Genomic DNA, 24,086 nt, shown 5'->3' on the forward strand with positions numbered 1-24,086 from the left:
GGTGAACGGAGTCTTCCGCATGTCCGGATTCGTTTCTTCGCGTCCTGTCCGCGTCCTCACGGTGGCCGCCGCCGCGGCGGCTTCGCTGGCTTTCTCGGGTACCGCCCACGCCGCCGTCTTCGGAGCTCACTTCCACGGGCACGAGTTCTCGGGCGGAAACTGGGGTGGTTACGTCAGCTTCGGCAGCTTCACCACGGCCACCGCGAGCTGGACGGAACCGGCCGTGACCTGCACGTCCACCAACGACCTGTTCGCACCGTGGGTCGGCATCGACGGCGACGGGTCGTCCACTGTGGAACAGACCGGCGTGGCCACCGACTGCTCCAGCGGCCGCCCGGTGTACCAGGCCTGGTACGAGATGTACCCGGCCGCGCCGGTGTACTACTCGTCGCCGGTCAGCGCCGGTGACCACATCACGGCGACGGTGACGCGGACGGCCACGAACACCTACCGGCTCGACATCAGTGACACGACCCAGGGCTGGTCGAAGACGATCACCAAGTCGCTGACGTCGAGCCACGCGTCGGCGGAGGCGATCATCGAGTCGCCGACCGACTCGTACCCGTCGATTTCCGGCGGCATCAAGTTCACCGGCGTCAAGTTCAACGGCACGAACCTGGCCTCGACCAGCCCGTCCGGCCTGGACGCCGACGACCAGGGCGCCTACACCTGGAGCCCGAGCGCGATCGGCTCCGACGGCCAGAGCTTCACGATGACCCGCCACTGAGTCATTTGAGGTTGTTGATCGCCCAGGCGACGACCATCACCGCCAGCACAAGCGAGACGACGGCCTGCAGCATCATCGTCAGCTTCGCCCAGATCCGCAGGGGCATGACGTCCGTGGGGCTGAAGGCGGCCGCGTTGGTGAACGAGAAGTACAGGTAGTCCAAATAGGACGGCTCCCAGTCGCGGTGCGCGAGGTCCGGGTCGGCCATCTGCGGGAACTGCAGGTCGGGGAACTCGGCCCGGCCCGCAGCCCGCCGGCCCGGGCCGCCGCGGTCGAACTCCCAGTACCAGAGGGAGAAGGAGACGATGTTCGTCCAGTAGACGATCCCGCCGGTGACCAGCACGGCCCCGGCCCGGTCGCCGGTCGACCCGGCCGCGATGCCGTAGACCAGGCTCGCCGCGGACCAGGCGTTCACCACGGTGACGAGGCCGACGATGAGCATCGAGATGGTCCGCTCGACGGCGCTGAACTGCGTCATCCGCCCCGGGTTGACCAGCAGGAGGGCGAGGACGAGCAGCACGGAGACCCCGGGCAGCAGCCACCACGGCCGCAGCGCCATGTCGTCGGGCAGCGCGACCTGCAGAACGAGCGTCGCGACGACGACGCCCATCGCGGGCCAGCGGGTCTCCCCGGAAGTCCGCCGCCGCCACGCGGGAAGTGCCTCTTCAGTCACCGGCCCACGTTAGGTCCCCACCGCCCGCCTGGCCACCCGGCCCCAAGCGCCCCAATGTGGCCTTGGTTGCGTTGAACGCACCGAAGGCCGCCTTGGGTGCGTTGAACGCACCGAAGGCCACATTGGGGCGCGGGTCAGCCGGCGGGGGCGGTGGTCACTTCGCCGGGGAGCTTGCGGGCCACGTCCGTCCGGGAGCGGGCCCCGAGTTTTCGCAGCACCTTCGCCACGTGTTGTTCGACCGTCCGGGGCGAGAGGAACAGCCCGTCCGCGATCTCCCGGTTCGTCCGGCCCTCCGCGAGCATCCGCGCCACTTCGCGCTCCCGTGGCGACAGCTCGCTCCCGTACCCGCGCCGTCCGCGCTGCGACGGCGCCCAGGCGCCGTGCTCACGCAGCTGGTGACGGCAGCGTCCGGCGTCGCGTGTGGCGCCGAGCTGCTCGTACGCCTCGGCCGCCGAGGTCAGCTCGTCGACGGCCGAGCGGTTGCCCGCGGCGAGGCGGCACATCGACGCGCGTTCGCGCATGGCCGTCGCGGGGTAGGGCATCGGCAGGGCCGCGTAACCGGACGCGGCTTCGTCGAACAACGCCGCCGCGGCCAGGTGCTTGCCGCGGGCTTCGAGCAGCACCGCGCGGCCCGCCACCAGCGCGGCCGCGGCGACCGGTGCGTCACGGCCCTCGATGCCGCGCGCGAACGACTCGACCACGTTGTCGGCCTCCGGCCAGCGCCCGGCCCGCGCGTACGCCTGCGCCGCCGCCGGGACCAGCGCGGCCGCCCAGATCCAGACGCCCTTGCGCCCGGCCGCGGCCACCGCCGTGTCGGCCGCCGCGCAGGCGCCGTCGACGTCGTCGGTCGCCAGCAGCACCGAGATCAGCACCCCGGCGGCCGAGAGCACCACCGGGATCGGGCCGCGGTCCGGCGCGTGCACGCTCGCCGCGGTCAGGTGCCGTTGCGCGGCGGCGAACTCGCCGCGCACGGCCGCGAGCCCGCCGAGGACCAGCGAAGACTCCATGACGATCGGGCCCAGCTCCGGGTAGCTGTCCCGCAGCTGCTCGGCGGCCTCGGCCAGGCCGGTCCAGCGCCCGCGCACCCAGTCCAGCCGGACGCGGGTGCCCTGGATCAGGCCGATCGCGTACAACGCGCCGGCGTCGGTCGCACGCCGGACGCCCTCGGTCACCAGCCGTTCGGCGCGGTCGAGGTGCCCGGCCCAGGACTGCCCGTCGGCCAGGTTGCACCACAGCCGGGCCAGCTGGACGCGCTCGGCGACCGTGCCGACGGTGTCCGACAGCGCCTCGAACTCCGTCCACGCCGAGCCGTCGCCGACGTGCGAGGCGGCGGCGATGCGGTCGGCGGTCAGCGCGAGCCGCAGCTCGGGGTCGTCGAGCCGGTCGTACACCTCACCCGCGCGGGTGCGCCAGGATTCGTGCCACGACAACGGCGTCAGCCCGTCGATCGGCTGGGCGAGCAGGGTGATCCCGCGGGCGGCCAGGTCCGGCCGGTCGGTCAGCTCGCCGACCGCGCGCTCGACCTCCAGCCGGCCGCGGCCGAGCCCGCCGATGGTCCGGACCAGCAGCATGCCGACGCTCAGCCGGATCGACCCGCGGACCGACGGCGGCAGCGTCACCTCTTCCAGGACCCGCTGGAGCGTGCCGAGCACCTCGGGGCGGAACCCCCGCAGGGCGACCTGGCTCAGCTTGCCCGCCACGCGCCCGATGTCCGATTGCGCCGGGCCGGGTTCGGCGAGCACCGACTGCAGGAGGTCGATCGCGCGGGACGTCTCGCCGCGCGTGATCGCCTCGTCGGCCGCCGCCTCCGCGTAGTGCCGCCACTGGTCGATGCGGCCGGCGGCGCGGGAGTGCCGGGCGAGCAGCGTGAGCGGCGGGGACGGCTGGGCGGCGAGCACGCGGATCGCCTGCGCGTGCAGCAAAGCGCGTTCGGGCCCGCTCACCGTGTCGTAGACCGCCTTGCGCGCCAGGGGGTGCCGGAAGCCGTACTTGCCGTCGCCGGCTTCGCCGAGCACCCCGCCGGAAAGGGCGTCGAGCAGCGCGGTGCGGAGGTCGTCGCCGGAGAGCCCGGCCAGTTCGCCGAGCACGGCGGCTTCCGCGCTGACGCCGAGCACCGCGGCCGCGCCGGCCAGCCGCACCGCCGGCCCGGGCAGCGCGGCCATCCGTTCGGTGACGGCTTCCCGCAGCAGCACCGGCACTTCGAGGTTCTCCAGCAGGCGATCGGAGAGGACCTCGCCGACCGGGAGCCGGTCGGCCGCTTCCTTCAGCGCCCGCAGCGTTTCCTCGGCGACGAACGGGATCCCGGCCGTGCACTCGTGCAGCTTCGCCGCGAAGTCGTCGGTCACCCGGGGCAGGTCGAGGAGGTCGGCGGCCAGCTCGCGCACCGCCGCGACGTCGAGCGCGCCGAGCGCGACGCGCGCGGAGTGCACCGCCGGGTCGGCGCGGAAAGGGGCACCTCGTGGCACCGCCTCCGCGTCGGTCGCCGACCGGTAGCTGGCGACCACCGCCAGCTCGGGTGGCATCGTGCCGGCGAGGAACCGCATGAGGTCGCGGGTGTCCTCGTCGGCCCACTGCAGGTCGTCGATCAGCAGGAGCGCCGGCCCGCAGGCGGCCAGCAGTTCCCGCACCGCGCGGAACACGCGGTGGCGCTCGGCGACCGGGTCGGCGAGGGGTTCGGGCCGCGGAGGAAGCGCTTCCGCGAGTTCCGGCAGCAACGGCCGCAACACGCCGGCGACCGGGCTGAGCGGCCCGAGCGGGGCGTCGCCGACCGCGCGAAGCGCTTCCAGGACGGGCCCGTAGGGAAAGGGGTGCCGCAGCGGCTGGCAGGCGCCGGTGAGCACGCGGCCGCCGTCGAACTCCTTGCGCCGCGCGATCTCCGCGAGCAGCCGGGTGCGGCCCATGCCCGGCTCGCCCTCGATCAGGACCGCGGCCGGCCGCCTTCGGAGCACGGCGACGATGGCGTCGAGCTCGGTGTCGCGGCCGGTCAGCCGGGCGGGTCCCGACCGGACGGACACCGAGGTGGGGCGGGGGGTGGTCAGCCACATATGACCTCCTCGACGCACACCGGAGAACTGGTGCGCGGAGCCTAAGCAGCGCCGAACGGTCCGTAAACCTTTCACCGAATACGTGGCCGGTGCTGTTGTCACACGTCCGCCTACCGGCCGTCACCGGTTTGCCGCGAGAACCGGTGGTTCCGGGTCACTATGCGTGCGAAACGGGGGCCGATCGCACGTTCGAACGTCGGTTCACGCGTTCGAGTGCCGCCGATGGCTACTGAAAGTAGTTCACGGAAACCCTACTTACGGACCTGTCCGACCGGGTGACGCGGGGCGCATGAGTCCGGCTGGAGCAGGGGATACGTCCTCGGTGAATGCGTATACCCATTCGCCGGGCGCCCGGATTGCACCGTACCGCCCACTGCGGGGACGCTCACCCGGGGGAGTACCACTGCGTGGCCGGTGCGGAGCCGCGCGTAACCATCTAGGGAGAAGCATGAAGATCGCAAGACTTCTCGGTGCCGCTGCGACCGCGGTCATGGCGACGGGCGCGCTGGCCGCGACCGCCGTCCCCGCGTCGGGCCAGGACCTGCTGAACCCGGACATGGTGCCCGCCATGCAGCGGGACCTCGGCTTGACCCACGACCAGGCGCTCGCCCGGTTGAAGAGCGAGGACGTCGCGAACCGCGTCACCGAGGCGCTCACCGCGGCGCTGGGCGACGCGTTCGGCGGCGCGACCTACAACGCCGTCACGGGCAAGGCGCACGTCGCCACGACGAACGCCGCGCTGGCCACCAAGATCCGGGAAGCCGGTGCGGAAGCGGAAGTCGTGCGGTTCAGCGCCCGCCAGCTCAATTCCACTGTGGACACCTTGAACGCCGCCGACAAGGCGGCGCCCGCCGCGATCACGGGCTGGGGCGTCGACGACGCCACCAACCGCGTCACCCTGGACGTGCTGCAGGGCCAGCGCGCCGCCGCGGACGCGTTCCTCGCCAAGTCCGGTGTGGACGCCTCCGTGGTGACGATCCGCGAAACGGCGTCGAAGCCGACCACCTACGCCAACATCCGCGGTGGCGACGCCTACTACATCGGCGGGTCCTCGCGCTGTTCGGTCGGGTTCTCGACGACCACCGGCTTCATGACCGCCGGCCACTGCGCCGCGCTCACCGGCGGCGGCCGGCTGACCGGCTCCAACGGGGCCGCGCTCGGTTCGTGGGGCACGTACCGGTTCCCGGGCGCCGACTACGCGCGGGTGAACACGAGCAGCGGCTGGACCCCGGTCGCGCAGATGAACAACGGGACCGCGGTGCGCGGCCAGTCGAACGCCGCGACCGGCACGTCGGTCTGCAAGGCCGGCTCGACCACCGGCTGGACCTGCGGCACGATCGGCGCCAAGAACCAGAGCGTCCGCTACGCCGAAGGCACGGTCAACGGCATGACCGCGACCAACGTCCGCTCGCAGGCCGGTGACTCGGGTGGTGGCTTCATCGCCGGCAACCTGGCGCAGGGCATCCTGTCCGGCGGCAACACGTCCGTGACGTACTTCTACCCGATCGGCGCCGCGCTCTCGGGCACCGGTGCCACGCTGAAGACCAGCTGAGTCTTCGGAGAGACCGCGAAGGGCGGGTTTCGGGCGCCTCCAGCGCGTCCGAAACCCGCCCTTCGTTCCTCGCCGCGGGATTGGGAGGTGTGCGGGTCAGACGTTGCTGATCTCCTCGATCAGCCCGTCGACGTCGAAGTGCGCGCTCTCTTCGCCGAGCGGCACCAGTTCGGTGGACGCGTCCAGAAAGGTCCGGACGTCTTCGACTTCGAGCTCGAACGACGCATAGCCGTCCGGTGACTCGATTTCCAGGGTCAGAAAGTCTTCGTCGTCGGAGAGGTCCGGGCGGATCCGGACGTCGCCGAGGCCGGCCGGCTCGTCGAGCCCGGCCACGAGGAGGTCACGCGCGAAGGTCCACTCGATCCACCGGCCGCGCTCGGTCCGGAAGGCCACGGTCACCGCGAAGGGTTCGTGGGCGTGGTAGGACAGACGCGACAGGACGGGCGTGGTGCTCTCGTTCAGCACTACGAACTGGCTCTGGTGTACGGCGTCGGTGTGCACGGCCCCTCCTGGAGTCTCGCGGTGGTTCGCGCGGCGCGAACTGTTCGGCAAGGAGATGACCAGGGCCGACGGTCATGACGAAGGAATCTTCACGTTCACTTGATCGGTTGCATCGGTCCATTGTGGTGTAACACCCGGCACATACCCCTTGCGCTCAGGCAGCCACGGGTGGTGACGGTTCGCGCAGTGCGCCCGGGAGTTTCCGGCGCAGCACGAGCAGCGCGGGGACGGCGGATGCGCAGGTCAGGGTCAGCACCGACCAGGTCAGCGCGTTGCTCACGCTGAGCAGGGCGGCCAGCAGGCCCGGTGCGAGCGCGATGGGCAGGCCCCAGGACAGCTGGAAGATCGAGCTGGCCCGCCCTTCGGCCCCCGGCGGAGCGGCCGCGGCGGCCGCGGCGGTGGCGGTCGGGCCGAAGAGGGACTCCGCGATCGAGAAGCCGAGGCTGGTGAGCAGGATCAGCACGGTGGCCACCGGCAGCGAGACGGCCTGCAGCGGGATCAACAGCGCGAAGCAGACCGCGAAGAGAACGGCGGCCCCGATCAGCCCGGCGGTCCGGCTCCGCCCGGCGAGCAGGCCGACGATCGGCCGCTGGGCGGTGACGACGACCACGGTGCCGAGGGTGATCGCGGTCCCGGCGATCCACTGTGGACCATGCAGCAGGTCGCGGACGACGATCGGCAGCACGGAGAACTTGGCCGCGCTGGCGAGCGTGAACGCCATGTGGGTGACGCAGAACCCGGTGAAGGCCCGATCACCCAGCACGGCCCGCCAGCCCCCCGAGGGCACTTGCACGTGAAAGTGCCCCTTCTGGCCGGGGGACCGGGGGGCACTTTCACGTGCAAGTGCCGGGAGGAGGTGGATGAGCAGGGCGGCGACTCCGAAGCTGGCCGCGTTCACGTACGCCAGCAGGTGGAACGCCCAGGGGCTGGTGATCGTCGGCAGCACGGCCATCGCCGCCGCGCCGAGGCCCGCGCCCGCGAAGCGGCCCACCGTCTGGTTCGCCAGCATGCGGTCCGTGTCGGCGCCGGTCGTCAGCCGGGCCACCATCGGCGCGTTGCACGTCCAGAACAGGCGGTCGCCGAAGCCGGCCACGGCCGACACCACGATCACCTGCCAGCTCGTGTGCGCCAGCGGGTAGGCCGCGAAGGCGGCGAGCCGCACCAGGTTGCCCGCGATGAGCAGCGCCCGCGGCCCGAAGCGGTCCATCGCCGCCCCGGTCGCCGGGCCGGTCAACAGGGCCAGCAGGGCGCCGGTGGTCAGCGACGCGCCGGCGTCGACCAGGCCCATGCCCTGCCCGTGCACCAGGAACAACAGGGCGAACGGGACCCACAGCCCGCTGCCCAGCGCGTCGATCAACGTCGCGGCCAGAAAGATCCGAAGCATGCCTTCCCCCCAGGGTGGACAGCGCTTCAGCTTACGGGTCGAGCGGCAGGCTGAGCCCCACCTTCACGCGGTCCATCGCCACGCTCGTCGTGAAGTGCCGGACGTTCGGGTTGTCGAAGAACATCCGCCGGGTGAACGCCTCGAAGCCCGCCATGTCCGGGCACGTCACGATCAGGACGAAGTCCGCCGTGCCGGTGACGTAGTAGCACTGCTGGACGGCGTCCTCGGCGAGGACCTGGCGGCGGAACCCGTCGAACACCGCGAGGTTCTCGCGCTCCATCTCGACCGTCACCACGAACGTCATGCTCAGCCCGAGGGCCTCCGGCGACAGCACCGCCACCTCGCGCTCGATGACGCCCGCCTCGCGCAGCCGCTTGATCCGCCGCTGCACGGCCGCGGCCGAGAGGCCGACCTTCGCCCCGATCGTCTCGGCGATCGTGCGGGCGTCCGCCTGGAGGCAGGCGAGGATGGCGATGTCCAGCTGGTCGAGGTCGGGTGTCCGCACCCCAGCAGGCTATCCGGCACCCCCGACAATCCGCCGCCGTTCACTCCTCCGTGACGTCGCTCACTACTCCGTCCGAACCGAAGATGAAACAACTTTTACCGTGACCTCGAACACAACTGACCGGTCTACCAGGGGGTAGCCCATAGAAGTGGAAGACCAGCCGGTCGCTTCGCCAACCCGCCGGCGTGGGGAGGCTCTCCCGTGCCCGCACCTGCCGCCGTGCTGACCGGTCTCGGCTCGTGGTTGCCGACGAAAGTCCTGGACAACCACGAAATCGCCACCCGGCTCGACACTTCGGACGAGTGGATCCGGACTCGCACCGGGATCCGCGAGCGCCGCGTCGCCGGGCCCGGTGAGTCCACGGTGGACCTCGCGGTCGGGGCGGGCCGCGAAGCGCTCGGTGGCACGTCCGCCGACGCCGTCATCCTCGCCACCGCCACGCCCGACCAGCCCTGCCCGGCCAGCGCGCCGCAGGTCGCCGCCCGGCTCGGGCTCGGCACGGCCGCGGCGTTCGACGTCAACGCCGTCTGCAGCGGCTTCGTCTACGCCCTCGCCACGGGCTCCGCATTCATCGCGGGCGGGCTGGCCGAGCGCGTGCTCGTCATCGGCGCCGACACCTTCACCACGCTCATCGACCCCGGCGACCGCACCACCGTGCCGATCTTCGGCGACGGCGCCGGCGCGGTGCTGCTGCGCGCGGGCGACGCCGACGAGCCGGGCGCGCTCGGGCCGTTCGACCTGCACAGCGAGGGCGAGCACGCCGAGCTGCTCTGGGTCGAGGCCGGTGGCGCCCGGCGAAGGCTCTCCGACCAGCCGGGCGACCGCTTCCTCGCCATGCAGGGCACGGCCGTGTTCCGGCACGCCTGCGCGCGGATGGCGGAGTCGTCGCGCACGGTCCTGGACCGCGCGGGCTGGATGGTCGGCGACGTCGACCGCTTCGTCGGGCACCAGGCGAACATCCGGATCCTCCAGGCGACGGCGAAGCAGCTCGGCATGCCCGCCGACGCCGTGGTCGCCAACATCGACCGGGTCGGCAACACCAGCGCCGCGTCCATCCCGCTCGCCTTGGCCGACGCCCGCGCCGACGGCACCCTCCTCCCCGGCCACCGCGTCCTGCTCAGCGCGTTCGGCGCCGGCCTGACCTGGGGCTCGACCGTGCTGCGCTGGCCGGAGCTGGGTCAGCTGCCCTGAGCGCCGGTCGTCCAGGTCGGGGTCGCCTCCTGGCGGCCGCGTAGTTCCAGCTCGCCGTGCTTCTCCCAGTGCGCGGCTTCGCCCGGCAACGCCGCGGAGACCACGGCATCGCTGGCGAGCACCCGTGCCGGGACGGCCTTGGCGAGTTCGGTGAGCCGCGCGGCCTCGTTGACCGCGTCGCCGATCACGGTGTACTCGAACCGGCTGCTGGTGCCGAGCTGCCCGGCGAACACCGGGCCGCTCGAGACGCCGATGCCGAGGTCGAGCTCGCCGGCGTCGCGCACCGCGTCCCGGATCGCCCGCGCCGCGGACAGCGCGGCCGTCGGGGCGTCCGCGAGCCGCGTCGGTGCGCCGAAGATGCAGAGCGCGGCGTCGCCCTGGAACTTGTTGACCAGCCCGCCGCGCGCGTTGACCGCGGAGACGACCACGGCGAACAGCCGGTTCAGCTTCCCGACCAGTTCCTCCGGCGGGGTGTGGTAGGCCAGCGCGGTCGAGTCGACGACGTCGACGAACAAGGCCGTGACCTCACGGACGTCGCCCGAAAGGGACGCGCCGTACTCGAGCGCGTGCCGGGCGACGTCGGCACCGACGTGCCTGCCGAACAGGTCCCGCATCCGCGCCTGCTCGCGCAGGCCGGCGGCGAGCTGGTTCACCGACGTCTGGAGCAGGCCGATCTCGCTGGAGTCGTCGACGTCCACGGCGACGTCGCTGTTGCCGCGCGCGATCTCGTCGAGCGCCACGCGCAGCCGGTGCAGCGGTGCCGCGACCGCCCTGGCCAGCAGCGCGGTGCCGATCGCGCCGACGCCGAGGCCGATCACCGACAGCATGATCAGGCTCGCCGTGTGGTTGCCCGAGCCGAGGTCCGGCGGCGTGGCGACGAGCAGCACACCCACGAACGGGGCGCCGCTGGCCAGCGCCCAGGTGACGATCAGCCGGGTGAGCACGGTGACCGGCAGCGAGCCGCGCGGCGGCAGGACGCCGAGGGCGATCGTCATCACCGGCCGCGCCACCCACTCGGCCGCGAGGTAGGTGAGCCCGACCGTGGTGAGCCCGCCGAGCCCGATCACGGTGGCCATGCCGACGGCGTCGTCGGCCGAGCCGAGCACCCCGGCGAGCACGGTGAGGACGACGGTGCCGATCAGCCAGAGCGTGCCGCTGACCACCGCCATGTCGACCGGCAGCCGCAGCGCGCGCCGCGCCTCGCTGACCGACGGCGGGCGGCCGAGCACGAACCAGATCACGGTGCGCCGCTGCAGCCACGCCGTCCACAACGTCCCGGCGAGCAGTGCCGCGGCGACGATGCCGGCCGCGGTCAGGCCGAGCACCCAGCCGCGGTCGCCGACGTCGTTGGGCAGGCCCTGCAGCACCAGCAGCAGGGCGACCACCCCGGAGCCGGCGACGCTCGAGCCGAGGCCCAGCCCGGCGAAGCCCAGGCTGGTGCGCAACACCACGCGGAAGTTCTTCACAGCGATCTTGCGCACGGCGTTGATCGTACGGCCGAAAATGCGTGGCCACCGCCGGCGCTCGCCGTTCGTGGCGCGGGTGCCGGAGTCCCGTCAGAAGCGGTACCGCACGATGTGCGCCGTCCGGGCCATGGCCGGAAAGACCTTCAGCATCCGCAGCTGGAACCGGGTGAACGGCCCCACCTGGGCCATCACCTCCGGAGTCGCCCAGTGTGCGGCGTTCAGTGCGGACTCGCACGTGAGGCCGCAGCGCTCGAGGTCGCGCGGGTCGTCGACGCCCCAGTACAGCGTCGCGCCCGCCTTGCGCACCGGTGCGTTGAGCTTCTGGATCTTGATGGCCGTCCGGTTGAAGAGGTCGCAGATCAGCTCGCCCGACGGGAACTTCGCGGCCAGCCGGCGGAAGAGTTCGGTGCCGGTCTCGGGCTTCAGGTACATCGTGAGGCCCTCGGCGACGATCAGCGCCGGCCGGTCCGACGGCACCTGGTCGAGCCAGCCGAAGTCGGTCACCGACGAGCCGATGTGCGTCTGGTTCGGGGCCTGGGGGTAGAGCTTCTCGCGCAGCTCGACGACCTCGGGGTAGTCGACCTCGTACCACTGGACGGTCTCCGGCGGCGCGAGGCGCTGGAACCGCGTGTCCATGCCGCAGCCCAGGTGCAGCACGATGGCGTCCGGGTGGTCGCGCAGGTACTCGGCGGCCCAGTCGTCGATCGGCTTCGCCCGCAGGACGACCGAGATCGCGCGGTCGTGGGAGACGCCGATCTTGGTGAAGTCGTAGTCGATCCGGCGGACGGCGTCGTCGGCCGCCTTGTCGCCGAGGATCGGGTGGGCGCTGCGGTAGTCGAGCGCGCGGCCGTACAGCGTGGCGAGGTTGGTGGCTTTTTCTTCGGTGAAGCGGACCTTCTCCATCACGACCCCCAGAAGTTTCACAACGTTGTGAAAAGTCTAGCGCGTTTCGGGGCGTGCGGCGTAGTCGTGCGCGTAGGTCTTGGCGTCGACCAGGTGCTTGAGCGTCAGCTCGCGGGCGGCGGCCGGGTCGGACCGCCGGATGGCGTCGAGGATCGCGCGGTGGTCGGCGACGGCCTTGCGGATCTGCCCCGGCAGCCGCAGCGCCGCCCGCCGCTCCTCGCCGACCAGGGCGAGTACCGACCGCAGCAGCCCGGCGACGTCGTCGTTGCCGGCGTTCTGGGCGATCACCCGGTGGAACTCGGCGTCGGCGGCGATCACGTGCAGCATGTCCCCGGCTTCGGCGGCCTGCGCCATCTCGGCGACGTTGTCCTCGAGCCGGCTGACGGTCTTCGCTCCTGCGTGCCGAGCCAGCCGTTCGGCGAGGGTGGGCTCGACGGTCGCCCGCAGGTCGAAGAGCTTCTCGACGAGCTGGTCGTGCTCGGTGAACCAGGTCCGCAGGGGCTGTTCCTGCTGCTCGCGGACGTAGGTGCCGGAGCCGGCGCGGATCTGGACGTAGCCGATGGAGGCGAGGACGCGCAGGGCCTGCCGCAGCGACCCCCGGCTGATGCCGAGCTCTTCGCAGAGGACGCGTTCGGCGGGCAGCCGGCTGCCCGGCGGCAGGTCGCCGGAGTCGATCCGCGCCCGCAGCCGGTCGACGGTCGCGCTCCAGACCTGCTCGGTGTCCACGCGCCCATCCTCTCAGCTCACGGAATTGTCGGGGGTGGCTGCCATGATCACCGGCATGGACATCTTGGGTGCGTGGGTGCGCGGCTGGGCGGTGTCCCGGGCGACCCCGGCGCCGGTTGCCGAGCCCGACGGCTACCGCGTCGACGTCGGCCTGCCCGGGCACCGGGTGCGGTACCTGCTGCGATCACCGGCCGCGGTCGGGTCCCGGGCCCGGACGGTGGCGTCGCCGGGCACGTGGCTGAAGACGTGCGGTTCACGGTCGGCGGTCGTGGCGGGACTGACCCCGGCGTGGACGGCGGGGGAGACGGAGTACCTGATGGCCTTCGACGGGCCGGTGCCACCGGCGGCCGCTTCGCCGGGGTATTCGGTGACCGTGGCCGGCGACGGGCCGGCGTGGGACGTGGTCGTGTCCTCCGGCGACGTCCCGGCGGCACGGGGCCGGGTCGCGGTGGCCGGCGGAGTGGCGGTGTTCGACAAGATCGAGACGGATCCGGAGCACCGCCGGAAGGGGCTCGGCCGCGTGGTGATGCACCGGCTGAGCGAGGCGGCGGGGGCGGGTTCGAGCGTGCTGCTGGCCTCCGCGGCCGGGCGCGGGCTGTACACCTCGCTCGGATGGCGCGTGGAGTCGGACGTGGTGCCTGCGCACGTCCCGGAAGGAGCGGCATGACCGCGAAGCTCAAGGACCTCGCCCTGGACGCGAACGATCACCAGGCCCTGGCGGATTGGTGGTGCCGGGCGCTCGGCTACGTCCGCCGCGACTCGCTGACGGGCGACACGCGCCCGGACGGCTGGCCGGTCCCGATCGTCGACCCGGCCGGGGAGGGCCCGCTGATCTGGCTCAACCCGGTGCCGGAGCGGAAGACGGTCAAGAACCGCATGCACCTGGACGTCTTCGGCGATGCGGCCGAGCTGGTGGCGATGGGAGCCACGATGGTCCGCGAACGCGGTGGCGACACCGAGTGGGACCAGCTGGCCGACCCGGAGGGCAACGAGTTCTGCGTCTTCACCCCGCGGTGACCGTCAGACCGTTGCCGGCTCCGGCCCGGCGCGCTACAGGGTCAGCCCGGGATCACTGGCCAAGGCGGCGAGCTGGTCCGCGGTCAGGGGCAGTGCGCCGCTGACCCCGGGCGAGTTCGCGATCGTGGCGAGGACGTAGCTGCCGTCCGCGCGGAAGTCGGTCACCGTGATGCGGTGCTGCTTCGTGTTCGCCCGGTCTACGGTGTCCTCTTCCGTCGTCATCCGCACCCCGCCGGTGCCGACATCGGCGTAGCGGCACGTGGTCGCCGTGCTGACCTCCTTCTTCAGGTCGGCACACAGCTGGCGGGGCTGGAACCGGGTCACCGGCGCGGCCGGCACGTAGACGTCGACCGAGACGAAGTAGCCGCCACCGTCCGGCCCGCCGTGCGCCATGGTGCGCACCCCCACCTGGCTCGCCGGCAGGATGCCCGCGAACCGGCCGGAATCGTTGAGCTTGCGGCTGAGTCCGTCGGTGGCGGGCAGCATCTTCCCCAGGACCGCCTCGAGGTGGTCGGCGATCTCGGGCGCCCGGGCGCTGAGCCGGGCTTCGGTCGGCTGAGCGACCTCGACGCCGACCGGCGGCCACAGCCGCTCACCGGTGGACGGCACCATCGACGGCGCCGCCGGCTGGACCGGGACGCCGGCGCCGGTGCGAGTGGCCGGGATGGCGACGGCGGCGAGCGCCGCGACGACGACACCGGCCGCCGCCAGCAGGACGATCCGCCGGTTTCGGCGCCGCCGGGCCACTCGGGTGACGACCTCGTCGGGGTCGAAGCCCAACGGCGGTTCGGTGCGGACGGCCGCGGTGAACTCGTGGGCCAGGATCTGCTCGTTCATCACAGCTCGCTTTCTGCCAGGAAGCCGGAATCGACGGGGTAGAGGCTGCGGAGGGACTTCAGCGCCCTCGTGGCCTGACTGCGGACCGTGCCTTCGGAACAGCGCAGCTCCCGGGCGGTTTCGGCCACCGGCAGGTCGCAGAAGTACCGCACCAGCACCGCCCGCTGCCGGGGCGCGAGCTCCGCCACGGCCGCCGTCGTTCGTCGAGCCAGCACCGGGTCAGCGTCCGCCGCGCGTAGCTCATCGGCCGATCGGTTCCGCGGATCTGCGGCCACGCGCCGTACAGCTTGTACAACGTGGTCTGGACGAGGTCCTCGGCCAATTGCCAGTCACCGCACAGCAGGTAGCCGTAGCGCCGCAGAGCGAGGGCGTTGTCCCTGGCGAACTCGCGAAACCGATCTTCGTCGGCTGCCCGCATCCGAACTCCTTCACGTCAGGTACCGCTGCTTACGCACCCGACCGGCCGCGGCGCTGCATCGAGAGTGTCTGACCTGACACATCCGCGTCGCGGGAGCGCCCGGCGATGCTTAGGCTCCGCACGTGATTGCTTCATGACGTGGTGGCACGCCCTGATCGTCGTGGTCGCCGGGATCTGGGCGGGGACCATCAACGCCGTTGTCGGGTCGGGGACGCTCGTCACCTTCCCCGTGCTCGTCGCGCTCGGCTATCCGCCCGTGACCGCCACGACCTCGAACGCCATCGGCCTCGCGCCCGGGACGCTCAGCGGGGCCTGGGGGTACCGGCACGAGCTCAAGGGCTACTGGCCGCAGGCCGTCAAGTTCGGCGTCGCGTCCTTCCTCGGGGCCATCGGCGGCACGGTCCTGCTGCTTTCGCTGCCGAAGGACGCCTTCGAGGCCGTCGTTCCCGTGCTCGTCGGCCTGGCCGTGGTCCTCGTGATCATCCAGCCGAAGGTGTCGAAGTGGGTCGCGGAACGGCGGGAGCAGAACGGGACCGAGCACAAATCCGGGCCGCTGCTGATGTTCTTCATCTTCCTCATCGGCATCTACGGCGGGTACTTCACCGCCGCGCAGGGCGTGATGCTGATGGCGGTGATGGGGATGCTGCTGTCCGAGCCGCTGCAGAAGCTCAACGGTGTGAAGAACGTCCTCGCCGCCGTCGTCAACCTGGTCGCCGGGGTCATCTACGCGTTCGTCGCGCCGATCAGCTGGGCCGTGGTGCTGTGGCTGGCCGTCGGCTCGACCGCCGGCGGCTTCCTCGGCGCGAAGATCGGCCGGAAGCTGCCGCCGGCGGTGCTGCGCGGCGTGATCGTGGTGATCGGCGTCGCCGCCGTCATCCAGCTGGTGGTCAAGCAGTTCGGGTAGGGAACTCGCGCGCCGCGGCCAGGAAGAGGTCGTTCTCCTCGGGGGTCCCGATCGTCACGCGGACGCCGTCGCCGGCGAACGGGCGCACCACCAGCTTGCGGTCCAGCGCGTGCTCGGCGAACGGGACGGCCTGGTCACCGAGCGGCAGCCAGACGAAGTTCGCCTGCGTCTCCGGGACCCGGTAACCCGCTTCGAGCAGCGCTTCCCGCACTCGCCCGCGCTCGACGACGATGTCCTGGCAGCGGGCCAGGAGCTCGTCGGCGGCGTCGAGTGACGCCAGCGCGGCCACCTGGGCCAGCACGTTCACCGAGAAAGCCACGTACACCTGGCGAAGCGCGTCGGCGATCGCGTCGGGCGCGACCGCGTAACCGACGCGAAGGCCCGCAAGGCCGTACGCCTTCGAGAACGTGCGAAGCACCATGACGTTCGACCGGCTGCGCGTGTACTCGACGCCGTCGGGCACGTCGGGGTCGGTGACGAACTCCTTGTACGCCTCGTCCAGCACGACCAGCACGTGGCCGGGCACCGCGGCCAGGAACCGTTCCAGCTCCGCGCGACGCACCGCCGTCCCGGTGGGGTTGTTCGGGTTGCAGACGAAGACCACGCGCGTCCGGTCGGTGATGGCCGCGAGCATCGCGTCGAGGTCGAGCTCCTGGCCCTCGGTGATCGGGACCTTCACCGAGACGGCGTTCGCGACCTGCGTGACGATCGGGTACGCCTCGAAGGAGCGCCAGCCGAAGATGACCTCGTCGCCGGGCCCGCACACCGCCTGGATGGTCTGCTGGCACAGCGAAACCGAGCCGCAGCCGATCGCGACGCGCTCCACCGGCACGTCCAGCTCACGCGCCAGCCGCTCGCGCAGGGCCTGCGAGCCGGTGTCCGGGTAGCGGTTGACCCCGGCCGCGGCCGCGGCGATCGCCTGGGCGACGCTCGGCAGCGCACCGCCGGGCACCTCGTTGCTCGCCAGCTTGATGGCACCTTCGATCGTCCGGCCGGGGACGTATTTCGGCAACGATTCGAGATCGGCACGCGGGGACACGGACGACATCTTCGGCGCTCCTGGAGATCGACGGGACGACCTGCTCACCGTATCTTTTCCGCCCGCCGCCCCGCGACTGCCGTCTTGCGGCCCGGGCCGGCCGGCGACCTGCGTCACCGGGCTTCCTCCCGTTCACCTCCAGGTGGTTGAGTTGGACAATGACGTCGACCTCCACCGTGGATTACCAGCGCACCGACGGCCGAACCCTGCGCCTGACCTTTTCGGAACCCGAGGGCGCGCTGCGCGGTGGGTTGGTGGTGCTCCACGAGGCCGACGGCGTCACCGACGGCGTCCGGATGCTGCTCGCCAGCCTCGCCACGGAAGGCTGGCTGACCGTCACCCCGCACCTGGAGAACGACGAACTCACCCAGCAGGACCTGCTCGACGCCACCGACCGCACCCTCGCCTGGCTGGTCGAGCGGGGGGTCCAGGGCGACCTGCTCGGCGTGATGGGCTTCGACCTCGGCGGCACCGCGGCCCTCGTCGTCGCGTCGCACCGCAAGCTCGGTGCCGCGGTCAGCGTCGGCGGGCAGCAGGCCGTCGAACTGCCCGCGCTGGTCGAGATCGCCGGGCGGCTCACCAGCCCGTGGCTCGGCATGTACGGCGACGCCGGCGACGAGGCGGGCGGCGCCGACGTCGAGCGCCTCCGCGATGCCGCCGCCTCGGCGAAGGTCGCCACGAACGTCGTCCACTACCCGGGCGCGAACCACCGCTTCGACGCCGATCCGGGCGCGGCCGCGGAGGCCTGGCAGCGCACCCTCAACTGGTTCGACGCGCACCTGCGGTAGGTGTGGTCGGCCGCCATGCCCGCGGTCGGCCGAGTGTCGGTTTCACACACAGTGACTTCCCGATCCGAAGGATTAGGCTCGGGGCGTGACGCACACCGCCGACGCCCCCGAAGTGCTCTGGCGCCCCGAGCCGGGCCACGTTGCCGACACCAAGATCGATGCCTTCCGCCGGTGGCTGCGCGCCGAGCGCGGCGTCGAGGTGGACGACTACCGCTCGCTGTGGGAGTTCTCGGTCGAGCGCGGCCCGGACTTCTGGGCCGCGGTCGCGGACTTCCTCGGCGTCCGCTGGCACGATCAGCCCGGCGAGGTGCTCTCGGGCGAGATGCCGAACGCCGTCTGGTTCGAGGGCGGCACGCTGAACTACGCCGAGCACGCGCTCACCCCCGGCGTCGCGGGCGCGGCGAAGGCCGACGACGAGACAGCAGTGATCTTCCACCGCGAAGACGGCTTCGCGAGCCACCTGACGTACGGCGACCTTCGCGGACAGGTCGCCGCCGCCCGGGCCGCGTTCCTGGAACTGGGCGTCGGCAAGGGCGACCGGGTCGTCGCACTGGCACCGAACTGCCCGCAGACACTCGTCGCGTTCCTCGCCGCGGCCAGCATCGGGGCCATCTGGTCGTCGTGCTCACCGGACTTCGGCGTCCGCGCGGTCGCGGACCGCTTCGTGCAGATCGAGCCGAAGGTGCTCTTCGCGGTCAACGGCTACGCGTACAACGGCCGCCAGTTCGACATCCGGACGACGATCGCCGACCTCCAGGCGCAGCTGCCGTCGCTGGCCGCGACCGTGCTCGTCGAGTACGTCGGCGAAGGCCGCATGGACGGCGCGCTCGGCTGGGCCGAGCTGCTCGCGAAGCACGCGGGCGCGCCGCTGCTGTTCGAGCCGGTCGAATTCGCGCACCCGCTGTGGGTGCTCTATTCGTCGGGCACCACCGGCCTGCCGAAGGGCATCGTGCACGGCCACGGGGGCATCACCCTCGAGCACCTCAAGGCCCTCGCCCTGCAGACCGACCTCGGCCCCGGCGACCGGTTCTTCTGGTACAGCACCACCGGCTGGATGATGTGGAACTTCCTCATCTCCGGCCTGCTGGTCGGCACCACGATCGTGCTCTACGACGGCAGCCCGGGATTCCCGGACCTGAACGCGCTCTGGCATCTGGCCGAGCAGCACCGCGTCACCTACTTCGGCACGTCGGCGCCGTTCATCCAGAGCTGCCTCAAGGCCGGCCTGAAGCCCGCCGGGCGCTACGACCTGACCGGGCTGCGCGCGCTGGGCTCCACCGGCGCGCCGCTGAGCGTCGAAGGCTTCCGGTGGATCGTGAACGAGGTCGGGAAGAACGTCCAGATCTGCTCGGTCTCCGGCGGCACCGACCTGTGCGCGGCCTTCGTCGCGTCGGCGCCCGACGTGCCGGTCTGGCTCGGCGAGCTGTCCTGCCCGGCGCTCGGCGCCGCGGTCAACGCCTTCGACGAGGCGGGCAACGCCGTCGTCGAGGAGGTCGGCGAGCTGGTCATCACGAAACCGATGCCGTCGATGCCGGTGTTCTTCTGGCACGACCCCGACGGCTCGCGCCTGCGTGAGGCGTACTTCGAGATGTACCCGGGCTTGTGGCGCCACGGGGACTGGATCCGCATCACGAACCGCGGCTCGGCGGTGATCTACGGCCGCAGCGACTCGACGCTCAACCGCGGCGGCGTCCGGATGGGCACGGCGGAGTTCTACCGGGTCGTCGAGGGCTACGACGAAATCGCGGACTCGCTGGTCGTGGACACCTCGGCGGCCGGGAACGAGGACGGCCAGCTGATCTGCTTCGTGGTGCTGGCCGGCGGCGTCGCGCTCGAAGACGTCGAGCCGCGCCTGCGCAAGGAGCTCCGGAGCGCACTCTCACCACGCCATGTACCCGATCGGTTCGTCGTGGTTTCCGAGGTTCCTCGAACCTTGAACGGTAAGAAGTGTGAGGTACCGGTGAAGAAGATCCTCGCCGGTGTGGCTCCCGACCGGGCCGTCAGCCGCGACGCGCTGGCCAACCCGGCGGCGCTGGCGCCGTTCGTGGAGCTCGCCGGCGGCTAGACGGGGGAAGCATGGTCGGCCACGGCGGGTTGAACCGGTGGTGACGGGGACACGCGCGCAGATCACCTGGAAGGTGGCGGGGGCCACCACGGTGGCGGTGATCACCTGGGTGACCCGGCTGGCCGGGCTGCTGACCCTCGGCTCGATCCTGGTCCCGGCCGGGCGGCACAGCCTGCGCGGGCACCTGGCCGAATGGCTGGAGCTGCCGCAGGGTGCCACGGTCGCCGCGGCGACCGTGGCGCTGGTCATGGGTGTGCTGCTCGTGCTGCTGGCCGCGGGTCTCCGGCGCCGCAAGCGCCGGGCCTGGCAGCTGTCGGTCGGGGCGACGGTGCTGCTCACGGTGTCGCACCTCGGGCTGAAGCACGTCTTCGGCGCGGGTCTGGTGTCGGTGCTGCTGCTGGTGGGCCTGATCGCCAACCGGCGCTACTTCGTGGCGAAGCCGGACCCGGTGGTCGGGCGCTGGCGGGCGGTGCGCGTGTTCGTCCAGCTGGCGCTGGCCGGCTTCGTGATCAACGTCATCCTGCTGTCCGTGGCGCCGCGTGCGGCCCTGGAGCCGATGGGCTTCGGCGACCGGCTCGCGGAGTCGGCGCTCGCGCTGGTCGCCGCCGGCGGGCCCGCGGTGTTCCACCAGGTGTGGCTGGCGGACCTCACCGCCGCCGTCGGCCTGCTGTTCGGCCTCGCCGCCGTCCTGGTGTCGGCGTACTTCCTGCTGCGCTCGGCCGAACCGGCGCCACGGCTGACCGACGAGGAGGTCGCGCGGCTGCGCCGGCTGCTGGACGAGCACGGCGCGCGCGACTCGCTCGGGTACTTCGCCCTGCGGCGGGACAAGTTCGCCGTGTTCTCGAAGACGGGCAAGGCCGCCGTCACCTACCGCGTGATCGCCGGGGTCGCGCTCTGCTCGGCGGACCCGCTGGGCGACCACGAGGCCTGGCCGGGCGCGATCGAGGAGTACCTGGAGGTCTGCCGCCGCGGCGGCTGGGTCCCGGCGGCGATGGGCGTCTCGGAGCTCGGCGCGACGGTCTGGGCCCGGTTCGGCTTGGAGGTGCTGGAGATCGGCGACGAGGCCGTCGTCGACGCCGCCGGGTTCACGTTGGACGGCCGCAGCATGCGCGGCGTCCGCCAGGCGGCGGCCCGCACGAAGCGCGCGGGCTACCGGGTGCTGGTGCGCCGGGCCGAGGACCTGCGTCCCGGCGAGCTGGCCGAGCTGGCGACCCTGGCCGCGAACTGGCGCGGCACGGACACCGAGCGCGGCTTCTCGATGGCGCTGGGCCGCCTGGGCGACCCGGGATCGGTGCTGGTGACCGCCGAACAGGGCGGGCGCGTCCGCGGCGTGCTCCAGTTCGTGCCGTGGGGCTCGACCGGGCTTTCCCTGGACGTCATGCGCCGCGACCGCACGGCCGACAACGGCGTCAACGAGCTGATGATCTCGGAGCTCCTCCTGGCGGCGGGCCGCCACGGCGTCTCACAGGTCTCCCTGAACTTCGCGGCGTTCCGCGCGCTGATGGAGCAGGGGCAGCGCATCGGCGCCGGCCCGGTCGCGAAGACGGCGGCGAAGGTGCTGCACTTCTTCTCGCGCTGGATCCAGATCGAGACGCTCTACCGCTTCAACGCGAAGTTCCAGCCGCGCTGGGTGCCCAGGTACCTGGTGTACCCGGGCGTCCGCGAACTCCCGCGCGTGGGCATCGCGACGTTCGAGGCCGAAGGCCTGGGCGGCCGCTCTCCGCGCCTGCTCAGGCTGCTGCGCCGGGCGTGAGGGGGGTGCCTTCGGAGGGGGTTCGGGGGGTGTGTAACCTATCTGAGCAGTGGTCGTTGGGCCCAGGAGGCTTCGCCTAGTCTGGTCTATGGCGCCGCACTGCTAATGCGGTTGGGGGTAACCCCCCCTCCCGGGTTCAAATCCCGGAGCCTCCGCTGGTACTCGGTTCGCCGGGTGCTAGGTTACAACTGAACACGCGCCCGTAGCTCAGCTGGATAGAGCATCTGACTACGGATCAGAAGGTCAGGGGTTCGAATCCCTTCGGGCGCACGTCTGGTTGAGACAGCAATACAAGGAACCCCTGGTGTTACGCCGGGGGTTCCTTGCTGTTTCAAGCGGCCGGAGCTCGCTGCGATCCACGCCACAGTCAGGGGCAATTCCTCTACGATGATCTCGTGGAGTCCCGTTGCAAACACGATCTGCCACAGGGTCAGTGCGCCGACTGCCTGCCTCCACCTCCGGGCGTGCGGCCCCACGGCTACCGCACCGGCGGTGGCGCGGCCTACCACAACGACCCCACGTGCGACTGGCTGCTGCGTGGCCAGCGCTATGCCGCCTCTCGAGGCAACGAGACCCACACCCCGGTGCCCATCGCCTGGGCGAGTGTGCGGCCCGGGGCGCTGGAGCCGTGCGAGTACTGCTGCACCCCGGCGTGGCTCGCTCGCCGGACACCGGACGTGGCTCCGGTCTCGGCACCCAAGCCGTGCCTCGTTCGCGACGGTGAGGCGTGGTACCCGGGGCACCTCTCCTGGGAAGCGGCTCCCCGCGAGGATGGTTTGTGGTGGGCCAAGGTTCGGTACCGAAGGGATGGGCAAGAACTGACCGTGGTCCGGAACCAGAATGCGGTGCGACCGAGGGACTGAACGCGTCAACCTCGGAGCACTTCTTGGCGGAAGCGATCGGCAAAGCGTTGTGTCCGGACCATTTCCCCGACCGGAACGGACGGCGGCTCCGCGTCCATCGCCCGCTGCAGCGGGCGCAGCAACCGGGTGAAGAGCCGTTCCGACGCGTTGGGGTCCCAGATGTCGCGCAGCAACTGCGCACACTTCTGTTCGGCGGTGCGCGGACCGTGGTCCACCGCTTCGGTACCCATCGATTGCAACCTGACGGCGGCCAGCAGGTGGTACCGCGCCGGCGCGTACTTCTTGTCGATGCGCTTGTTGCGCAGCAACCATTCGACCCGGTACAGCGTCGCAGCTGCCAGGTAGTAGTACACGGGCTGTTGCCCGGGCTGGAACAGTTCCCGGCCACGTTCCTGCAACAACGACTTGAAGTGACCGACTCCGGCCGGTTCGTCGAGGAACATCGCAAGGTATGCACGCGTCAGCTGGGGTCGGCCGAACACTCTCACCTTTTCGATGTCCTTCCGTTCGCTGTACTGTTTCGAGCGCCGTTCGTAGTAGAGACGTTGCTGCCTATCCCGGCTGTGCTCGAAGTACTCCTCCAGCAGGCGGTGGAATTCGTCGCGGACGCTGAGGTCCTCCTCGCTGATCACTGTCTGCCGATTGGTCGCCGCAGCGATCCCGCTGACGACGTCCTCGTTCTGCGTGTGCACGACCAGCAGTTTCACGTGCACCGCGTCAGTGAGCTGCTCACGCTGGTCGAAAAGCACATGGCAGGTCTGGCAGCCGTTCACGATCTGGAAGTCTGTTAGGACCACGTCGTCGCCGATCGGCTTCAGGCCGCGGGTCACGATGGTGATACCCAAGTTGTACAACGAGAACAAGCTGCGCTCGCGCGGATCGCGCAGAGTGTCGCGGATCTTCGAGTTCACCTCGTTGTAACCCTGGAAATCGCGAAAGTTCTCGTGGAAGAGGGTGCGGCGCAGACGGCCCGCGTCGTCGGTCAGTACGCGTTCGACCAAGTCGGGGGCGGCGATCAGACCGGTCACGGCCTGCTCCACTGCGGAAGTGCTCGGTACGACGATCCGCCGGGGCATCGGAAACGTCGCGGTCACCGAGCTGGTCGCTCGCCGGTAGAGTCCGCGCAAGTGGTGCTGGGTCTTGCATTCGAAAGCGACGTCGTCGAACAACCCGGTCGCGTTCAGCTTCCGTTCCGCGCTGGCGGCTTTCTGCCTGATCATGGCGGCGACGTCACTGCCCGTGCTCACGTAGAAGACGTGGAGCCGTGGCAGCCGTCCGGCAAGCTTGCCGATGTTGCCGTATATCGCGTCGTGGAGGCACCGGCGGATGTTCTGGATATCGTCCGACGCCGGGTAAGGAAGTTCGCCCGGGCGGACGATGTGGAGGAGGTTGTCCGCGAGATCCGAGATCACCCGGCCTTCGAACCGGCTGCTTGTCTTGGCCTGGATGAAGACGATGTCCACTGCGGGACGGATGCGGCTGTCCATCACCCGTGCCACGTCATCCGCGTCGTGCAGCAGATCCCCGTCGACCAGAACGGCGAACGCGTCGATGCCGAGATCGTTCCCGCCGCCGATGCGGAAGGTGTCCGGGGCGAACTCGTTCTCGTAAAACGAGCTCAGCACGCAGTAGGCGGCGAAGGCCTCGAAAGCCTCACTCTCCGGTAGTGCGGTCAGGTCGTGGGTCTTCTGGAACTCGCGGGTCAGTCCGCCGATCACCACGTCCACTGG

20 protein-coding genes, 2 tRNA genes and 1 pseudogene are annotated in these 24,086 nt (G+C 71.2%); 11 read left to right on the forward strand and 12 right to left on the reverse strand.

Annotated elements, in window-relative coordinates; all coding sequences use genetic code 11:
- Positions 1-19 precede the first annotated feature (19 nt).
- A complete protein-coding gene (locus ACLJQE_RS06145; RefSeq protein WP_410637981.1) occupies positions 20-727 on the forward strand; it encodes a G1 family glutamic endopeptidase in 708 nt (235 codons plus the stop codon).
- A 1-nt stretch (position 728) separates the two neighbouring features.
- Here ACLJQE_RS06145 and ACLJQE_RS06150 read toward each other — a convergent pair whose 3' ends face one another.
- On the reverse strand, positions 729-1,337 hold the full coding sequence (locus ACLJQE_RS06150; protein ID WP_410638333.1) for a hypothetical protein: 609 nt from the start codon (positions 1,335-1,337) through the stop codon (positions 729-731).
- 197 nt (positions 1,338-1,534) lie between these two features.
- Positions 1,535-4,444, reverse strand: coding sequence for an ATP-binding protein (locus ACLJQE_RS06155; RefSeq protein WP_410637982.1), 2,910 nt, complete (start codon positions 4,442-4,444; stop codon positions 1,535-1,537).
- 448 nt (positions 4,445-4,892) lie between these two features.
- Between ACLJQE_RS06155 and ACLJQE_RS06160 the strand changes: the two genes are divergently transcribed.
- Positions 4,893-5,996: a S1 family peptidase gene (locus ACLJQE_RS06160; RefSeq protein WP_410637983.1), complete on the forward strand. Its 1,104-nt coding sequence runs from the start codon at positions 4,893-4,895 to the stop codon at positions 5,994-5,996.
- Positions 5,997-6,092: 96 nt separating this feature from the next.
- Here the strand turns inward: ACLJQE_RS06160 and ACLJQE_RS06165 are convergent, their stop codons facing one another.
- The 3 genes from ACLJQE_RS06165 to ACLJQE_RS06175 all read right to left on the reverse strand — a co-directional run bounded on the left by ACLJQE_RS06165 (position 6,093) and on the right by ACLJQE_RS06175 (position 8,386).
- Entirely contained in the window at positions 6,093-6,497 is a 405-nt protein-coding gene (locus ACLJQE_RS06165; RefSeq protein ID WP_410637984.1) for an SsgA family sporulation/cell division regulator, read from the reverse strand.
- 154 nt (positions 6,498-6,651) lie between these two features.
- On the reverse strand, positions 6,652-7,881 hold the full coding sequence (locus tag ACLJQE_RS06170) for an MFS transporter (protein ID WP_410637985.1): 1,230 nt from the start codon (positions 7,879-7,881) through the stop codon (positions 6,652-6,654).
- A gap of 31 nt (positions 7,882-7,912) precedes the next feature.
- Positions 7,913-8,386 (reverse strand): Lrp/AsnC family transcriptional regulator, encoded by a 474-nt coding sequence (locus ACLJQE_RS06175; RefSeq protein ID WP_086846847.1) that lies wholly within the window; start codon positions 8,384-8,386, stop codon positions 7,913-7,915.
- A 201-nt stretch (positions 8,387-8,587) separates the two neighbouring features.
- Between ACLJQE_RS06175 and ACLJQE_RS06180 the strand changes: the two genes are divergently transcribed.
- Positions 8,588-9,577 carry a beta-ketoacyl-ACP synthase III gene (locus ACLJQE_RS06180; RefSeq protein WP_410637986.1) on the forward strand — a complete coding sequence of 330 codons (990 nt, stop codon included), beginning with the start codon at positions 8,588-8,590 and terminating at the stop codon, positions 9,575-9,577.
- Here ACLJQE_RS06180 and ACLJQE_RS06185 read toward each other — a convergent pair.
- The 3 genes from ACLJQE_RS06185 to ACLJQE_RS06195 form a co-directional block, all read right to left on the reverse strand.
- The gene (locus ACLJQE_RS06185; RefSeq protein WP_410637988.1) at positions 9,565-11,058 is read right to left on the reverse strand and encodes an adenylate/guanylate cyclase domain-containing protein; all 1,494 of its coding nucleotides are present in this window, start codon (positions 11,056-11,058) and stop codon (positions 9,565-9,567) included. The genes ACLJQE_RS06180 and ACLJQE_RS06185 overlap by 13 nt on opposite strands.
- 75 nt (positions 11,059-11,133) lie before the next feature.
- A complete protein-coding gene (locus ACLJQE_RS06190) occupies positions 11,134-11,967 on the reverse strand; it encodes a class I SAM-dependent methyltransferase (protein WP_410637989.1) in 834 nt (277 codons plus the stop codon).
- A gap of 15 nt (positions 11,968-11,982) precedes the next feature.
- A complete protein-coding gene (locus ACLJQE_RS06195; RefSeq protein WP_410637990.1) occupies positions 11,983-12,672 on the reverse strand; it encodes a FadR/GntR family transcriptional regulator in 690 nt (229 codons plus the stop codon).
- Positions 12,673-12,715: 43 nt separating this feature from the next.
- On the opposite strand from ACLJQE_RS06195, the gene ACLJQE_RS06200 reads away from it, so the two are divergent.
- Positions 12,716-13,339: a GNAT family N-acetyltransferase gene (locus ACLJQE_RS06200; RefSeq protein ID WP_410637992.1), complete on the forward strand. Its 624-nt coding sequence runs from the start codon at positions 12,716-12,718 to the stop codon at positions 13,337-13,339.
- Positions 13,336-13,689 carry a VOC family protein gene (locus ACLJQE_RS06205; protein ID WP_410637993.1) on the forward strand — a complete coding sequence of 118 codons (354 nt, stop codon included), beginning with the start codon at positions 13,336-13,338 and terminating at the stop codon, positions 13,687-13,689. Before ACLJQE_RS06200 ends, ACLJQE_RS06205 begins: the two co-directional genes overlap by 4 nt.
- A 33-nt stretch (positions 13,690-13,722) precedes the next feature.
- Here the strand turns inward: ACLJQE_RS06205 and ACLJQE_RS06210 are convergent, their stop codons facing one another.
- Together ACLJQE_RS06210 and ACLJQE_RS06215 are read right to left on the reverse strand one after the other, a co-directional pair.
- Positions 13,723-14,526: a hypothetical protein gene (locus ACLJQE_RS06210; protein ID WP_410637994.1), complete on the reverse strand. Its 804-nt coding sequence runs from the start codon at positions 14,524-14,526 to the stop codon at positions 13,723-13,725.
- Positions 14,526-14,944: pseudogene (locus ACLJQE_RS06215) on the reverse strand (sigma factor-like helix-turn-helix DNA-binding protein). The gene ACLJQE_RS06210 and the pseudogene ACLJQE_RS06215 overlap by 1 nt, the downstream one beginning before the upstream one ends.
- Positions 14,945-15,077: 133 nt before the next feature.
- Here ACLJQE_RS06215 and ACLJQE_RS06220 point away from each other — a divergent pair.
- A complete protein-coding gene (locus tag ACLJQE_RS06220) occupies positions 15,078-15,848 on the forward strand; it encodes a sulfite exporter TauE/SafE family protein (protein WP_410637995.1) in 771 nt (256 codons plus the stop codon).
- On the opposite strand, the gene hisC is transcribed toward ACLJQE_RS06220, so the two are convergent.
- A complete protein-coding gene (gene hisC, locus ACLJQE_RS06225; RefSeq protein ID WP_410637997.1) occupies positions 15,832-16,896 on the reverse strand; it encodes a histidinol-phosphate transaminase in 1,065 nt (354 codons plus the stop codon). The genes ACLJQE_RS06220 and hisC overlap by 17 nt on opposite strands.
- A 149-nt stretch (positions 16,897-17,045) precedes the next feature.
- Here hisC and ACLJQE_RS06230 point away from each other — a divergent pair, with 149 nt between their 5' ends.
- The 5 genes from ACLJQE_RS06230 to ACLJQE_RS06250 all read left to right on the forward strand — a co-directional run bounded on the left by ACLJQE_RS06230 (position 17,046) and on the right by ACLJQE_RS06250 (position 21,763).
- Positions 17,046-17,675 (forward strand): dienelactone hydrolase family protein, encoded by a 630-nt coding sequence (locus tag ACLJQE_RS06230; RefSeq protein WP_410637998.1) that lies wholly within the window; start codon positions 17,046-17,048, stop codon positions 17,673-17,675.
- An 85-nt stretch (positions 17,676-17,760) separates the two neighbouring features.
- On the forward strand, positions 17,761-19,740 hold the full coding sequence (locus ACLJQE_RS06235) for an acetoacetate--CoA ligase (protein ID WP_410638000.1): 1,980 nt from the start codon (positions 17,761-17,763) through the stop codon (positions 19,738-19,740).
- A 37-nt stretch (positions 19,741-19,777) separates the two neighbouring features.
- Complete coding sequence (locus tag ACLJQE_RS06240) at positions 19,778-21,493, forward strand: phosphatidylglycerol lysyltransferase domain-containing protein (protein ID WP_410638001.1); 1,716 nt, start codon at positions 19,778-19,780, stop codon at positions 21,491-21,493.
- Positions 21,494-21,558: 65 nt separating this feature from the next.
- Positions 21,559-21,648, forward strand: a tRNA-Ser gene (locus tag ACLJQE_RS06245).
- A 41-nt stretch (positions 21,649-21,689) separates the two neighbouring features.
- A tRNA-Arg gene (locus ACLJQE_RS06250) sits at positions 21,690-21,763 on the forward strand.
- 598 nt (positions 21,764-22,361) lie between these two features.
- Here the strand turns inward: ACLJQE_RS06250 and ACLJQE_RS06255 are convergent.
- Positions 22,362-24,083, reverse strand: a complete 1,722-nt coding sequence (locus ACLJQE_RS06255; protein WP_410638003.1) for an AIPR family protein — start codon at positions 24,081-24,083, stop codon at positions 22,362-22,364.
- Positions 24,084-24,086 lie beyond the last annotated feature (3 nt).

Source organism: Amycolatopsis sp. lyj-346 (assembly GCF_046548975.1).
Classification (GTDB): Bacteria; Actinomycetota; Actinomycetes; order Mycobacteriales; family Pseudonocardiaceae; genus Amycolatopsis.

Excerpts from the sequence above, each read along its gene's own strand:
- ACLJQE_RS06145 (WP_410637981.1), top strand. The coding sequence starts at position 20 with ATGTCCGGATTCGTTTCTTCGCGTCCTGTCCGCGTCCTCACGGTGGCC.
- ACLJQE_RS06150 (WP_410638333.1), bottom strand. The coding sequence starts at position 1,337 with ATGGGCGTCGTCGTCGCGACGCTCGTTCTGCAGGTCGCGCTGCCCGAC.
- ACLJQE_RS06155 (WP_410637982.1), bottom strand. The coding sequence starts at position 4,444 with ATGTGGCTGACCACCCCCCGCCCCACCTCGGTGTCCGTCCGGTCGGGA.
- ACLJQE_RS06160 (WP_410637983.1), top strand. The coding sequence starts at position 4,893 with ATGAAGATCGCAAGACTTCTCGGTGCCGCTGCGACCGCGGTCATGGCG.
- ACLJQE_RS06170 (WP_410637985.1), bottom strand. The coding sequence starts at position 7,881 with ATGCTTCGGATCTTTCTGGCCGCGACGTTGATCGACGCGCTGGGCAGC.
- ACLJQE_RS06200 (WP_410637992.1), top strand. The coding sequence starts at position 12,716 with ATGATCACCGGCATGGACATCTTGGGTGCGTGGGTGCGCGGCTGGGCG.
- ACLJQE_RS06205 (WP_410637993.1), top strand. The coding sequence starts at position 13,336 with ATGACCGCGAAGCTCAAGGACCTCGCCCTGGACGCGAACGATCACCAG.
- ACLJQE_RS06210 (WP_410637994.1), bottom strand. The coding sequence starts at position 14,526 with ATGAACGAGCAGATCCTGGCCCACGAGTTCACCGCGGCCGTCCGCACC.
- ACLJQE_RS06220 (WP_410637995.1), top strand. The coding sequence starts at position 15,078 with ATGACGTGGTGGCACGCCCTGATCGTCGTGGTCGCCGGGATCTGGGCG.
- hisC (WP_410637997.1), bottom strand. The coding sequence starts at position 16,896 with ATGTCGTCCGTGTCCCCGCGTGCCGATCTCGAATCGTTGCCGAAATAC.
- ACLJQE_RS06230 (WP_410637998.1), top strand. The coding sequence starts at position 17,046 with ATGACGTCGACCTCCACCGTGGATTACCAGCGCACCGACGGCCGAACC.